Origin of the sequence: Escherichia fergusonii ATCC 35469 (assembly GCF_000026225.1) — a bacterium.
GTDB classification, from domain to species: Bacteria; Pseudomonadota; Gammaproteobacteria; order Enterobacterales; family Enterobacteriaceae; genus Escherichia; species Escherichia fergusonii.
On sequence record NC_011740.1, the window covers coordinates 4,272,423 to 4,286,383 of the forward strand.

A 13,961-nucleotide genomic window follows, 5' to 3' on the forward strand; every position below is an offset into this window, starting at 1 on the left:
TTAAAATTTGCGTTAAGGAAGTATTTTATGTACACACAAACAATATATGAATTAAGCCAGGAGGCTGAGCGATTATTGCTGCTAGCCATTGAACAGCTTGATGGCGCGCAACATTCATCTGCCAGCCAGCAAGATACGGGTGTACCCACGGTAACTGAAGTAAAAGCCCAACGAGAAATGCTGCAAAACGAGTTATGCAAAGTGACGCGGCTTGAAATGGTGTTAGCCATTGTAGGCACGATGAAAGCAGGTAAATCGACGACAATCAATGCCATTGTTGGCACAGAAGTATTACCTAACCGCAACCGGCCAATGACCGCGCTTCCTACTCTTATTCGCCATACTCCAGGGCAAAAAGATCCCATACTGCATTTTTCACACGTTGCCCCTATCGATCAGTTAATGGCGGAGTTGCAACAGCGAATGCACACTTGTGATTATGCTTATCTGACCGAAGTCCTTGAGATCGATAAAGATATGCAGGCATTGCTGCAGCGAATAGAAACCGGGCTGGGGTTCGAAAAGCATTATCTTGGCGCACAGCCTATTTTTCAGTGTCTGAAAAGTCTTAATGATCTGGTGCGCTTATCAAAAGCGCTACGGGTGGATTTTCCCTTTACCGACTATGCCACCCTTGAACATATTCCAGTAATAGAAGTGGAGTTTGTTCATCTCGCCGGGCGTGCAGATTATCCGGGGCAATTGACGCTTCTCGATACACCTGGGCCAAACGAAGCCGGGCAACCTCACCTGCAAAAAATGCTGAGAGAGCAACTGGCGCGAGCATCTGCGGTACTGGCGATTATGGATTACACGCAACTTAAATCGGTGTCGGATGAAGATCTCCGCCAGACAATTGCCGCTGTTGGAAAATTGGTTCCGTTGTATGCGTTAGTGAATAAATTCGATCAACAAGATCGTAACAGTGATGATGAAGATCAAGTCAAAGCATTAATATCGGGCACGCTGATGAAGGGCTCGATTTCCCCAGGGCAAATTTTTCCAGTGTCGTCGATGTGGGGGTATCTGGCGAATCGTGCACGGTACGAACTACAGCAATATGGGCGATTACCGGATCCTGATGAACAGCGTTGGGTGCGAGACTTTGCAGATGCAGCGTTGGGCAGGCGTTGGCGTAATACTGATTTGACCGATAGCACCGCTATTCGCCAGGCTGCTGACCAGTTGTGGGAGGATTCGCTACTGGAATGCCCCATTCAGGCATTACTTCACGCAGCTTATGCAAACGCCTCGCTTTTTGCCTTGCGCTCGGCATCACATAAGATATTGAATTATGCGCAAACGAGACGTGATTCGCTTAATTTTCGTGAGCGAGCACTCAGTGTGGCCACTGAACAGTTACAGCAGCACATTGCACAGCTGGAAGATGATTTGCAGTTATTGAAAGTGAATCAGATGCAGGTTAACGATGAAATTAACCATGAAATCGTGCTGGCGCTGGCAGCTGCGGACCACTATTTGCAGCAACGCCAGAGCGATATTTTGCGTCAGTTCGTCGCGTTGTTTAATCGGAAAAATGTTCACGATAAGGCCATGCGAGAAGGCTGGCTGCCGCAAGCAGACATCACTGACGAGACCTTAGTCTTACCCGACGAAGGCCAGGCGCAGATCGTGCTAAGTAAAATTCGCGCGTCGTGTGAAGGCGTTTTGCTGGCGGCACAGGACGAGATTAGCCGTGATATGACGCTTCGATTCACCCAACTGGAATCGACCCTTAACCGGACCTTAACTGAAGCCGTGCGTCCCATTGAACAGCGGGTGGTATCAGCGTTGAATCATTCAGGATTTCATGCCCGTATACGTTTAGCACCATTGCACAGAACGATATTTAACTTCAATATCCGGCCATTTTTCGTGGAGGCGATAGCGGAGGAAGCTCCTCCTGATCGCCAGGGACGAATGCGTGAAACCTTCTCCCGTTGGTTAAATCAACCAGACTGGAGTGGTAACGAATATCTCAAAGAGAAGAGACGCTATACCCTGGAAATAACACGCCTGCACCAACACCTGGCAGACTATGTTCAACTGTTTTGCCAACAAATCAGCAAAGCTTTAACCGCTCACATCGATGTTTCTGTTACCGCCGCAATGGCAGCTTTCTTTAGCGATTTCACGCGCGAACTGGCTGAAATTCAGCAAAACCTGCGCGAAAGCCTGGTTGTGCGTCAGCACAATGAATCAGCACTCAATGTGTTACGAGAACAGTTAAAACAGACAATTTCCTCTACCGGATGGATGTTCGAAGATGCCCGTTTGCTTCGTGATGATATCCAGACACTTTTATTAACCGGGCATAATGATGACTAACGCGATACTGACCGGGCCTGGACGCGTACTGGAATCGGTGCAGCCAAAGTTTATGGTCTCGCTGCTACAGGATGATGACGCTACGGGTGAGATGCCGCAGCAGCAGTTTCGCCAGCGTTTAACGCAGGAGATCCTTGTCCAAACGCAACAACAGTGGGTTGCGCCCGGTGTCTACAGAAAGCAACTGGCGATGTCACTGCAATTGATGGAAAAACTGGTCGCGATACATGATCCCGGGCATCTGGCACTCACTCTGATTAACCAGCGTTTGCAGCATCTGTTGAATACAGAAAGCCCAGGCGCACTGCATTACCCAATGCTTATCCTGCTTCATGAAAAATTCGTAGCCCGTTGTGCCTGGAAAGAGAAAGCACTGATGCAGCGTGGGCTGACAGTTCAGGCGGGTAACCACTGCGAGCAAATTTTCACGCGCTGGCGTGCAGGTGTGTATGACACATGGTCTTTGTCCGGGCGCTGTTTTATCGCCCTGGAGGAGCTGCGCTGGGGAGCGTTTGGCGATGCTTGTCGTCTGGCGGGGCCTGATGTGGCGACCCTGCTGATTGATAATTTGCGTTCGATGGCAACGGAGTATCTGGCACTCAGTATTCATGCCGCGCCTGCAACACGCCATTTTTATCACCACTGGATAACGCCGATGAACGGGAAAGGGGAATATAGCGAGTTATTAAGCTGGATGGGTGACTGGTGTGATGTGGACAAACATCCGGTGTGCTGGTCGGTGAGTCAGCGTTGGCAAAACGTTGCGTCGGGGATGCCCCGGCTCTGTTCCGCCGGGCGTCTTGCAGCTGCCATGATTGAGGAAATGTTTTAACTGTAAACTCATTGTGAATAATTGTTTACACCACTGAAATTGAATACGGTTTTTGGTGTGAAGTTGATCACAAATTTAAACGCTGGTAGGGTAAAAAGGTCATTAACCGCCCGCCTCAGGCGTCAACAGGTTCGGTTGTACAGTCCTTAACCGGACCGTGTAAGTAAACCTGCTACGCTTGTTTCAACGATTGCACCCTGCAATTCCCGCTTACCGTTAGCGGACGCCACGCTGAGTCATTTGGCGTGTGCGTACTCGGGCTTAGTCTGCGAGGACAGCTATGCTGAAAAAGAAAAAAGTAAAACCCATTACGCTTCGTGATGTCACGATTATCGATGACGGAAAATTGCGAAAAGCCATTACCGCAGCCTCGCTGGGTAACGCAATGGAATGGTTCGATTTTGGTGTTTATGGTTTTGTTGCTTACGCATTAGGTAAAGTGTTCTTTCCGGGAGCCGACCCCAGCGTGCAGATGGTTGCCGCACTTGCCACTTTCTCCGTTCCCTTTCTGATTCGACCGCTTGGCGGACTTTTCTTCGGTATGTTGGGCGATAAATATGGTCGCCAGAAGATCCTTGCGATCACCATTGTGATTATGTCGGTCAGTACTTTCTGTATCGGTTTAATTCCTTCCTATGCCTCCATTGGTATTTGGGCGCCGATCCTGTTGCTGCTCTGTAAGATGGCGCAAGGTTTCTCCGTCGGTGGCGAATATACCGGGGCATCGATATTTGTTGCGGAATACTCTCCTGACCGTAAACGTGGCTTTATGGGCAGCTGGCTGGACTTCGGTTCCATTGCCGGGTTTGTGCTGGGGGCAGGCGTGGTGGTCCTTATTTCGACCATTGTTGGCGAGGAGAATTTCCTCGACTGGGGCTGGCGTATTCCGTTCTTTATCGCTCTGCCGTTAGGGATTATTGGCCTTTACTTGCGTCATGCGCTGGAAGAGACACCCGCGTTCCAGCAACATGTTGAGAAACTGGAGCAGGGCGACCGTGAAGGTTTGCAGGATGGCCCAAAAGTTTCATTTAAAGAGATCGCCACTAAACACTGGCGTAGTTTGCTGGCATGTATTGGTCTGGTGATCGCGACGAACGTCACTTACTACATGTTGCTGACTTACATGCCGAGTTATCTTTCGCATAACCTGCATTACTCGGAAGATCACGGCGTGTTGATTATCATCGCTATTATGATCGGTATGCTGTTTGTGCAGCCAGTGATGGGGCTGCTTAGCGACCGGTTTGGCCGTCGTCCGTTTGTTATTCTCGGCAGTATTGCGCTGTTTGTGCTGGCGATTCCGGCGTTTATTTTGATTAATAGTAATATTATCGGCCTGATTTTTGCCGGGCTGTTGATGCTGGCGGTGATCCTCAACTGTTTTACCGGGGTCATGGCCTCCACGCTTCCGGCGATGTTCCCGACGCATATTCGCTACAGTGCACTGGCAGCTGCGTTTAATATTTCGGTATTGATTGCTGGTTTGACACCAACCGCAGCAGCCTGGTTGGTGGAAAGCTCGCATAATTTGATGATGCCAGCGTACTACCTGATGGTGGTGGCGGTGATTGGTTTAATTACTGGCATTACCATGAAAGAGACGGCGAATCGTCCGCTGAAAGGTGCGACACCAGCGGCGTCAGACTTGCAGGAAGCGAAGGAAATTCTTGGTGAGCATTACGATAATATTGAGCAGAAAATCGATGATATCGATCTCGAAATTGCCGATTTGCAGGCGAAACGTTCTCGCCTGGTGCAGCAACATCCGCGCATAGTGGAGTAACCTGACGCGATGCTGCACGCTTAAGGTTCACTTAATCTCCAGGATGCATACTCTCCTCCAGTTCAACGGAGGAGAGTGTCATGAAAAACCGTGTTTATGAAAGTTTAACGACTGTGTTTAGCGTGCTGGTGGTCAGCAGCTTTCTCTATATCTGGTTTGTGACTTACTGATTTTTTTAACTTGACCCAGGCTCTTGTGCCGCTGGCATCTTTACGATTTTGCAGGAAAAATTGCCCGTGATGCAGTTGCGTAATGCGGCTGACAATACTTAATCCCAGGCCAATTCCACCATAGCGGCTGTCCATGCGCACAAATGCTTTGCTCAGTTCCCCACATTTACTTTCGTCAATGCCGGGGCCTTCATCTTCTACCGCCATAATGACACCATCATCAGCATCATCGAGATAAATCGTAATACTGGTTTCTTGTGGGCTATAGCGGTACGCATTTTCCACCAGATTTCGCAACAGCATCCGTAATAACGTTGCATCTCCTTGCACCACAAAATCAACTGCACTTTCCGGGAGTAACAGCGTTTGCTGGCGTTGATCCAACATGGTGCTTAGCTCCTCGTAAGAAGGCACAATCACATCCTCAAGCAGTTTTACTTGTTGATAATTGCCCGAAGAAAATGACTGCCCGGCACGCGCCAGTTGTAGTAGCTGCGAGACGCTGGCCATCATTTGATCAAGGCGTGCCAACAGAGGGGATACATCCACATGATGCGTTTTTGCCAGTAACTCCAGATGGAGGCGCACGCCAGCCAGTGGAGTGCGCAGCTCGTGAGCGACATCAGCAGTGAATAACCGTTCATTATCCAGCGTGTTGGTCAGGCGAGTGACAAGGTCATTCAGCGCCGTCACCACTGACATAATCTCCAGAGTCGAACTTTGAATATCAATAGGAGCCAGGTTATCTGCCGTGCGGGCATCCAGCTCTTTTTGCAACTCAGCCAGTGGGCGAGTAATACGATGAACGGCCTGATAACAAATAAACAGTGTCAGACCCACCATAAACAAGCCGGGAACGATCAGGCTGGCCACTGCCTCACGGACTTCTTCCATAATACGATGGTCATTATTACGGTTGTCGCGGATGGCTTGCTCGAAAAACTGAATTTGCTCAATGCTTTCATGCCATAGCCAAATAGAACTAATAAGCTGAAAGACAACCAAAATCAGCCCAACGGTGATCATCAGCCGTTGACGGAGTGTCATTGGGTGATTCAAAAAGCGCTTCAGATTCACTTAGCTTCCTCAGAGGTAACCAGCATATAGCCAAAACCGCGCACGGTGCGGATTCGCTCCTTGCCGATTTTGTCGCGCAGGTTATGGATATGCACTTCCAGCGTGTTGGTGGAAGGCTCGTTATCCCAGTTATAAATATCGTTGTAGAGAATTTCCCGGTGTACAGGGCTACCTGCTTTGAGCATTAACCGCGACAGCAGCGCGTACTCTTTTGGCGTCAGGATCAGTTCTTCATTCCCCATCCACACCTGGCGTCGTCCCATAATCAGCTTAAGATTGCCAATATTGAGTTCACTTTCACCCTGGGTATTGTGTCGGCGTAACAAGGCGCGGATGCGGGCATGTAGCTCCTCCAGCGCAAAGGGTTTCACCAGATAATCATCTGCACCGACATCCAGCCCGGCGATTTTGTCAGTGAGCGTGTCGCGTGCAGTCAGAATCAGAACTGGCAGAGTGTGTTTTTTCTGCCGGATACGAGCAAGAAAGTGCAGGCCATCTTCGTCGGGCAAGCCGAGATCGAGCACAACCAGGCTGTAATGCCCGCTCTCCAGAAACTGCTCGGCAGCGCGAGCCGTTGAAACACCGTCGCAGGCATAACCTTCGGTTTGCGCAGCAAGGATTAATCCCTGTAGTAACAATGTATCGTCTTCAACAATTAAGATTTTCATCGAGCGTTTCTCCGGCATTGCTGCAAAATATCATCTGTGGCCTGGTAATACGATGTTTGTACGCCCGTAAGTCCCAGCATGGTTGAGAATAAATTGTCCTGCGAATAATGCTGTGTCGCGGCCTGTTTTTGCAGGCAACTCTGGTCGACACCATAGCGTTTTTGATAGTCCTCTGACAGCCAGAGCAGCATCGGTACCTGTTTTTGCACATCCGGGGCGATGGCATATGGCAACCCATGCAGGTAAACACCGTTATCCCCCAGAGATTCCCCGTGGTCTGAGAGATAAACCAGGCTGGTGGTGAATTTGTCCTGATGCGCTTTCAGAAAATTAATCGCTTTATCAACAATATAGTCAACATACACCAGCGTATTGTCATAGGTATTCACCAGTTGTTCCTGCGAACAAGTCTGGATTTCGTTGGTATCGCAGGTGGGGGTAAATTTCCTGAACTGCGGTGGGTATCGGTTGAAGTAGGTGGGGCCGTGGCTACCAATAGTGTGTAACACGATGACGCCATCGCCTTGCAGATTATTTATGTAATCTTCAAGCCCATGGAACAGCACTTCGTCATAGCATTCGCCGTTAATACATTGACCGGGCAAATTCAGTGCAGTCATATTCTGATGCGGCACACGGTCACAGGCACCTTTACAGCCACCATCATTGTCATTCCACAAAACATTGATACCCGCACGCTGAATCACATCCAGCAGACCTTCCTGATGCTGCGCCAGTTCTTCATCATAATGTTTGCGCGGCATATCTGAGAACATGCAGGGTACGGATACTGCTGTCGCAGTTCCGCAGGATGCAGTATTCGGGAAGTAGACGACATTATCTTTTGCCAGACGAGGGTTGGTATCACGGGGGTAACCGTTAAGTGAGAAATTCTCCGCCCGCGATGTCTCGCCAACGATCAGAATGGTCAGGTTTTTACGCTCCCCTTGTTGCATCAGTGGGTTGCGATGCGCATCTTCGCCAATACGCACCAGCGGCAAGTGCGCCAGGCGCTGATGAGAGTACCATGACCAACTGGCAACGATGCTGTTCGACGGGCTGAGCGATTTCACCAGCTCTTTATTATTGCGAAAGAGTGACGCGTAATCTTTATAGAACAAGGCTGCAATAAGCAGAATGATTAGCACTGAGACCAGTACATTTGCACCACGAATTAGCCCGCTGCGTAACCGTGATGGCGCTGGCGTAATTTTGATCCAACACGCAATGAACACGGCCAGAATGCCACTCAGACCCAGAGTCAGCAGCATTTGTGGTGTCATTAATGCAAAGGATTCGGCGGGAGTGGTATCGACGATATTGGCAATCATTGAGCGGTCAATGACGATACCGTAAGTCATGATGAAATATTGTGCTGATGCTGCAACCAGAATAAACACACAAGCCAGCAGGCGGTGCAACCACAAGAACGACGCCAGTGTCAGTACTATATTGATCACGCTAAAAGCGACAAACGGCATGGAGATGAAGACCAGCACATTACGCGTTGAATCGAGGGGCAGCACCCGCATCACCTGGTTGTAAAAGGCGACGTTCAGGCACACGGAAATATAGACTGAAACCAGAAGTAGCCAGCTTGTCAGGCTAAGAGAAGGTCTTTTTAACAGGAGCTTAAACATTACGGTCTTTCCATCGAATAGATGGCGATATCTTTTCAGAGTAAAATTAAGCCAACCTTAAGATCTTAAGGTTGGCTTAAAGACAGCTTTCAATAACACGTTGCTTACTGACGAATCCGATGTTCGGCAACGTAGTGCAATGGCGTCATACCATAAAATTCTTTAAATACGGCAATAAAATAGGATGTGCTGTTGTAACCGCAGGACTGTGAAACCTGAGAAATATTTTTATCATCCATCAATAATTGATTTACCGCATAGCGCATTCGGCAGGTGGTGATTATTTGACTGTAACTGGTGTTTTCACTTTTAAGCTTTTTCTTTAACAAACTTGGACTGAGACATAAACAGCTGGCTACCATACTAAGATTCCAGTCTTTATGGATATCGCTCTCGATAATATGATAAACGCTGTCACTGACGCAGCTGCGTAGCATATACATCAACAGCGGGATAAATTTTTTACTTTCGAGGAAACGGGATAAAACAGTGAATAACAGTGAGCGGGTACGTTCTTTTTCAACTTCGTTCTCGGGGTCTTTTGCGCTGTGCTGCGCGGCGACACGAAAGACGTCGGGAGTCAGGCTGGTCGCGGTGAGAAGCGGGGTTGCACTTCGTTGCCAGAGAGGAAACTGAGAGAGGTCTTTATTCAGAAAGCGGAGATAATCTTTGATGATGTCGAGACTTATGTGGGCAACAAGCTCATTATTCAGTGAGGAGATATCGACAATATTATTATCACAAGCGATTAACGCCATGTTATTCGCTTTTAAATTTACAGGCTCCTTGCCATTTACCCTAAGCCAAACATCCTTCTCGGTTAATACCACGACACAAGGTTGACTGCTGCAAATTCTCATACCCGAACTCCAGGAATAAGTATTAAAAAGTGATCTCACCAGAAGGATAAGATAACAAAATGTTAGATTTGTATGATGATTCAAAGATGCATAAAATAGCGCGTTAATTTTTAAATGCAATATTAAAAAAGGCAAATGTTCTGTACAAAAATTTTTACGCTATTGGCAATGCATTAATATCAGGCAAAAAAAAGCGCGGGGTGGGACCGCGCAAAGAGGTATGACGTGTGATGTATTTGCAGCAATACTCAGGACATGCTTGTCATACCAAAATCGTCTTTACCAGGTTTGAAGGAGTGTTTATTGTTGGCAATTATTAATCGCTAATTTTTAGCTGTAAAGTGGTTGAAATTAAAGCGTTTTTATATATTTGTTATTATTTACAGCGAGTTAAATCGAAATTAATGGCTATTTCATTCGAAGATTTTCGACAGCAAAACTATTTTTTTATCTGATAGTGATATTAAAAATCAGGCGACGTTGTTGGTTAAGTTTTACCGGCGACTGACTGCACCGCTAAGGTGCAGTCACTTCTGGTGCTCAGGTGATTAAGCCATAGCGCAGGAGCTGGCGGCAATGAAGGCGGGCAAGCAATAACACCGTCGTTAATGCCCCCAGCAGTGCGCAGAACATATCGGATTGCGTGTCCCACTGGTCGCCCTGTGTACCGAGAAAATCATCCGCTCCCTGGCCCATTGCCAGCGCCGCCCACCACTCGATTAATTCATACATCGCGCTTATCGCCAGTGCCACGCAGCAGACCAGAAACGCTACCATCTTACGTCCGCGAACGTACATCCCACGCACGAGGATCTCTCGTGCCACCAGTGCAGGCACCAGCCCCTGGAAAAAATGCCCCAGCTTGTCATACGGATTACGGCTCAATCCCAACCATTCTTGCACCTCAAAACCAACGGGGACTTTCGCGTAGGTGTATTGTCCGCCGACCATCAGGATGATGGCGTGAAAGAAAATGAGCGTATAGAGCAGCGGCGTTAACGGATAACGTCTGGCGGTGGCAAGCAGTAGCGGCACCACGATAATCACCGGTGTCACTTCCATCAGCCAGGTGAGTTTGTCATGGGTCGAAATGCCGGTATAAATCAGGATTAACGTTAGCGCCAGTGCGCCGGTGTTAAGAATTAATGGCTTGAGTGAGCGGGTCATGGTGAGTTCGCAAGTCAGGAAAAATACTGACTATTCACCAGCAAGCGTGAAATTACAATCGCAAAAGAGGTGGCCCAGGGGGATCACCTGGCAGCGTGCCGCCAGGCGCTGGGCCGAAGAGGTTACTTAGTGCAGTTCGCGCACTGTTTGTTGACGATTTGCTGGAAGAAGTCGTTACCTTTGTCATCGACCAGGATAAACGCCGGGAAATCTTCTACTTCGATTTTCCAGATAGCTTCCATACCCAGCTCCGGATAGGCGACACATTCCAGATGCTTGATGCTCTGCTGTGCCAGTACCGCCGCCGGGCCGCCGATGCTGCCGAGGTAGAAGCCGCCGTGTTTATGACATGCGTCGGTGACCTGCTGACTGCGGTTACCTTTTGCCAGCATGATCATGCTGCCGCCGTGGGATTGCAGCAGATCCACGTAGGAGTCCATCCGGCCTGCGGTGGTTGGGCCAAGTGAACCTGATGGATAACCGGCAGGCGTTTTCGCCGGACCCGCATAGTAGATTGGGTGATCTTTGATGTACTGCGGCAGTTCTTTACCGGCGTCGATCAGCTCTTTCAATTTGGCGTGTGCAATATCGCGACCCACGATAATGGTGCCGGTGAGCGACAAGCGGGTGGATACCGGGTATTGCGAAAGCTGGGCGAGGATCTCTTTCATCGGGCGGTTAAGGTCGACTTTCACCGCTTCGCCTTCACCTGCCTGACGCAGTTCTTGTGGAATGTACTGGCCTGGATTGTGTTCCAGTTTTTCGATCCAGATACCTTCGCGGTTGATTTTCGCTTTAATGTTACGGTCAGCGGAGCAGGAGACGCCCATACCTACCGGGCAGGATGCGCCGTGACGTGGCAGACGGATCACGCGGATATCGTGCGCGAAGTATTTACCGCCAAACTGCGCACCAGGGCCGAGTTTCTGTGCTTCTTCTAACAGTTCCTGTTCCAGTTGCACATCGCGGAACGCCTGGCCGTGTTCATTCCCTTCCGTCGGCAGTTCATCGTAATAGTGAGCGCTTGCTAACTTGACGGTTTTTAGGTTGGTTTCAGCAGACGTACCGCCAATCACAAACGCGATATGGTACGGCGGGCAGGCTGCAGTACCGAGGGTACGCATTTTCTCAACGAGGAAGTTTTTCAGTTTGCCGGGAGTCAGCAGAGCTTTGGTTTCCTGGTAGAGATACGTTTTGTTGGCAGAACCACCGCCTTTCGCAACGCAGAGGAATTTGTATTCGTCGCCATCTACCGCGTACAGGTCGATTTGTGCAGGCAGGTTCGTGCCGGTGTTGACCTCTTTGTACATATCCAGCGGCGCGTTTTGTGAGTAACGCAGGTTATCTTCGATATAAGTGTTATAGACACCTTTCGACAGCGCTTCTTCATCGCCACCGCCGGTCCAAACTCGCTGACCTTTTTTACCGACGATGATCGCGGTGCCAGTATCCTGGCAGGTTGGCAGCACGCCTTTGGCGGCGATTTCTGAGTTTCTTAAGAATTGCAGCGCCACGTACTTGTCGTTTTCGCTGGCTTCTGGATCGTGAAGAATAGCAGCAACCTGTTTCTGGTGTGCCGGGCGGAGCATGAACGAAGCGTCATGGAAGGCTTGCTGCGCCAGCATGGTCAGGGCTTCTGGTTCCACTTTCAGGATAGTTTCGCCGTCGAATTCGGCAACGCTGACGTAATCGGAAGTGAGCAGATAATACTCAGTATTGTCTTTCCCCATCGGGAAAGGTTCCTGATAGATAAAGGGTTTGTTTGACATAGCTTCCAGCCTGTAACTCTGTATCTGTTATACGAAAAATGACGTGCCGCGTGGTGACGAGCGGCACGCAGAGTGTTTTATAAAAAACCGTACATTGCGGCGAAGATCCAGCCAAAGACACAGGATACGCTCACGCCGATCAACCCTGGCAGAATAAAGCTGTGGTTGATAACGAAGCGTCCGATGTGGGTAGTACCGGAACGGTCAAACTGAATCGCTGCCAGATCGCTCGGATAAGTCGGCAAGATGTAATAACCGTAACAAGCCGGAGCGGAAGCGACGATATAAGCCGGGTCAACACCGATTGCCAGGGCTAATGGCACAATCGCCGCCAGCGCTGCCGCCTGCGAATTAACAAACTTGGAGACCAACAGCAGGACAATGGCGTAGGCCCACGGGTACTCTTTCACCATTTCGCCCAGCACTGACTCGATTTCAGCCATATGTGCGCCAAACATGGTTTCTGCCATCCAGGCAATTCCATATACCGCCACGATAGCGATCATACCGGAGCGGAAAACCTCATTTTTTGAAATTGCCGCAGGATTGGTTTTAGTGAGGATGATAATCAGCGCCCCGGTCAGCAGCATAAACATCTGAATGACCAGAACCATCGACAATGCTTTGCCACCAAAGACAGGGCGTAGCTCAGAAAACGCCCCCAGCAGTGCTACCACAGCAATTGCCGCCAGGAAAATCCACATTGCCAGCCAGTTGCTCTTCGGCAGTTTTTTATCCAGCAGCGTAGCGGTATCGCCGTAAACATACTGATAGTTTTCTGGTACAGAGATAAATTTCTGAAACTCTTCGTCTTTATCCAGATCTTTACCACGGAACCAGCTAAAGATACCGATCGCCAGGATACCTAACAGTGTCGAGGGAATAGTAATAGAAAGCAGGTCGAGGAACTCAAGATGACGACCATCGAAAGTGACATTGCCCAGCATTGCGACCAGTGACACGACCGCAACCGACACCGGGCTTGCGATAATCCCCATTTGCGCGCCAATAGAACTTGCCGCCATCGGGCGTTCCGGGCGAATGTTGTTCTTGATAGCGACGTCATAGATGATTGGCAAAATGGTGTAAACCACGTGACCCGTACCGCAAAGAATGGTCAGCGTGCAGGTTACAAACGGTGCGACGATGGAGACATATTTCGGATTGCGGCGCAGCATTTTCTCTGCGATTTGCAGCATCACGTCCAGCCCGCCTGAGGCCTGAAGTGTCGCAGATGCTGCCACCACCGCAATAATTACCAGCATCACATCAACGGGCGGTTTACCCGGCTGAAGATGAAAAACGAAGACCAGAATAACCAGACCGATACCGCCTAATAAACCCAGAGCGATCCCGCCTTTTCTGGCGCCATAGAAGAGACAGATTAATATTATGAGTAGCTGTAATGTAAATAACATTTATAAACCCTCGCGATAAGCATGTAATTTTTGTTAAATAGATCACAGTCTCTTTTTGTCGGTTATGCTTTGTAATGAAGAGACTGGTGTTTATATTTTTATCGTTTTGTGATTAATATCTGCCCTGGTGTTGAGAGATAATAAAAATATTCTGGCGATGGATTTATAAACGAAGGCAGGAGATGCATTGTCTTCTATCTGGCTGAAAACTAGTGATTATTATTGTGTATGTTGTGTTGTTGGCATTGT

At 49.0% G+C, this 13,961-nt stretch carries 10 protein-coding genes and 1 pseudogene; 4 read left to right on the top strand and 7 right to left on the bottom strand.

All coding sequences use genetic code 11. The annotated features are described in order from the left end of the window. Positions 1 to 27: 27 nt before the first annotated feature. The 4 genes from crfC to pmrR all read left to right on the top strand — a co-directional run bounded on the left by crfC (position 28) and on the right by pmrR (position 5,113). Positions 28 to 2,328 carry a clamp-binding protein CrfC gene (gene crfC, locus EFER_RS20790; protein ID WP_000288527.1) on the top strand — a complete coding sequence of 767 codons (2,301 nt, stop codon included), beginning with the start codon at positions 28 to 30 and terminating at the stop codon, positions 2,326 to 2,328. Next, entirely contained in the window at positions 2,321 to 3,160 is an 840-nt protein-coding gene (locus EFER_RS20795; protein WP_000180152.1) for a diguanylate cyclase regulator RdcB family protein, read from the top strand. Before crfC ends, EFER_RS20795 begins: the two co-directional genes overlap by 8 nt. A 280-nt stretch (positions 3,161 to 3,440) precedes the next feature. Then, positions 3,441 to 4,943: a glycine betaine/L-proline transporter ProP gene (gene proP, locus EFER_RS20800; RefSeq protein ID WP_000914141.1), complete on the top strand. Its 1,503-nt coding sequence runs from the start codon at positions 3,441 to 3,443 to the stop codon at positions 4,941 to 4,943. Between the two features lie 80 nt (positions 4,944 to 5,023). Then, positions 5,024 to 5,113, top strand: a complete 90-nt coding sequence (pmrR, locus tag EFER_RS24680; RefSeq protein WP_169710673.1) for an LpxT activity modulator PmrR — start codon at positions 5,024 to 5,026, stop codon at positions 5,111 to 5,113. Here the strand turns inward: pmrR and pmrB are convergent. The 7 genes and pseudogenes from pmrB to dcuB all read right to left on the bottom strand — a co-directional run. Further along, positions 5,114 to 6,190 (bottom strand): annotated as a pseudogene (pmrB, locus tag EFER_RS20805) (two-component system sensor histidine kinase PmrB); the annotation flags it as partial. Beyond that, positions 6,187 to 6,858, bottom strand: a complete 672-nt coding sequence (gene pmrA, locus EFER_RS20810; protein ID WP_000697902.1) for a two-component system response regulator PmrA — start codon at positions 6,856 to 6,858, stop codon at positions 6,187 to 6,189. The pseudogene pmrB and the gene pmrA, both read right to left, overlap by 4 nt. Next, a complete protein-coding gene (eptA, locus tag EFER_RS20815; protein ID WP_000475522.1) occupies positions 6,855 to 8,498 on the bottom strand; it encodes a phosphoethanolamine transferase EptA in 1,644 nt (547 codons plus the stop codon). The genes pmrA and eptA overlap by 4 nt, the downstream gene beginning before the upstream one ends. Before the next feature lie 104 nt (positions 8,499 to 8,602). Then, positions 8,603 to 9,358, bottom strand: a complete 756-nt coding sequence (locus EFER_RS20820) for an AraC family transcriptional regulator (protein WP_001217094.1) — start codon at positions 9,356 to 9,358, stop codon at positions 8,603 to 8,605. 540 nt (positions 9,359 to 9,898) lie between these two features. Beyond that, positions 9,899 to 10,525: a DUF2238 domain-containing protein gene (locus EFER_RS20825; protein WP_000198586.1), complete on the bottom strand. Its 627-nt coding sequence runs from the start codon at positions 10,523 to 10,525 to the stop codon at positions 9,899 to 9,901. A gap of 122 nt (positions 10,526 to 10,647) precedes the next feature. Then, positions 10,648 to 12,294 carry a class I fumarate hydratase gene (gene fumB, locus EFER_RS20830; RefSeq protein ID WP_000066715.1) on the bottom strand — a complete coding sequence of 549 codons (1,647 nt, stop codon included), beginning with the start codon at positions 12,292 to 12,294 and terminating at the stop codon, positions 10,648 to 10,650. 77 nt (positions 12,295 to 12,371) lie between these two features. Next, the gene (gene dcuB, locus EFER_RS20835) at positions 12,372 to 13,712 is read right to left on the bottom strand and encodes an anaerobic C4-dicarboxylate transporter DcuB (RefSeq protein ID WP_000899617.1); all 1,341 of its coding nucleotides are present in this window, start codon (positions 13,710 to 13,712) and stop codon (positions 12,372 to 12,374) included. Between the last annotated feature and the right edge of the window lie 249 nt (positions 13,713 to 13,961).

What these genes read in the sequence shown, in the direction of transcription:
- crfC (WP_000288527.1), top strand. Translation starts at nt 28, where the DNA reads ATGTACACACAAACAATATATGAATTAAGCCAGGAGGCTGAGCGATTA.
- EFER_RS20795 (WP_000180152.1), top strand. Translation starts at nt 2,321, where the DNA reads ATGACTAACGCGATACTGACCGGGCCTGGACGCGTACTGGAATCGGTG.
- proP (WP_000914141.1), top strand. Translation starts at nt 3,441, where the DNA reads ATGCTGAAAAAGAAAAAAGTAAAACCCATTACGCTTCGTGATGTCACG.
- pmrR (WP_169710673.1), top strand. Translation starts at nt 5,024, where the DNA reads ATGAAAAACCGTGTTTATGAAAGTTTAACGACTGTGTTTAGCGTGCTG.
- pmrA (WP_000697902.1), bottom strand. Translation starts at nt 6,858, where the DNA reads ATGAAAATCTTAATTGTTGAAGACGATACATTGTTACTACAGGGATTA.
- eptA (WP_000475522.1), bottom strand. Translation starts at nt 8,498, where the DNA reads ATGTTTAAGCTCCTGTTAAAAAGACCTTCTCTTAGCCTGACAAGCTGG.
- EFER_RS20820 (WP_001217094.1), bottom strand. Translation starts at nt 9,358, where the DNA reads ATGAGAATTTGCAGCAGTCAACCTTGTGTCGTGGTATTAACCGAGAAG.
- EFER_RS20825 (WP_000198586.1), bottom strand. Translation starts at nt 10,525, where the DNA reads ATGACCCGCTCACTCAAGCCATTAATTCTTAACACCGGCGCACTGGCG.
- fumB (WP_000066715.1), bottom strand. Translation starts at nt 12,294, where the DNA reads ATGTCAAACAAACCCTTTATCTATCAGGAACCTTTCCCGATGGGGAAA.
- dcuB (WP_000899617.1), bottom strand. Translation starts at nt 13,712, where the DNA reads ATGTTATTTACATTACAGCTACTCATAATATTAATCTGTCTCTTCTAT.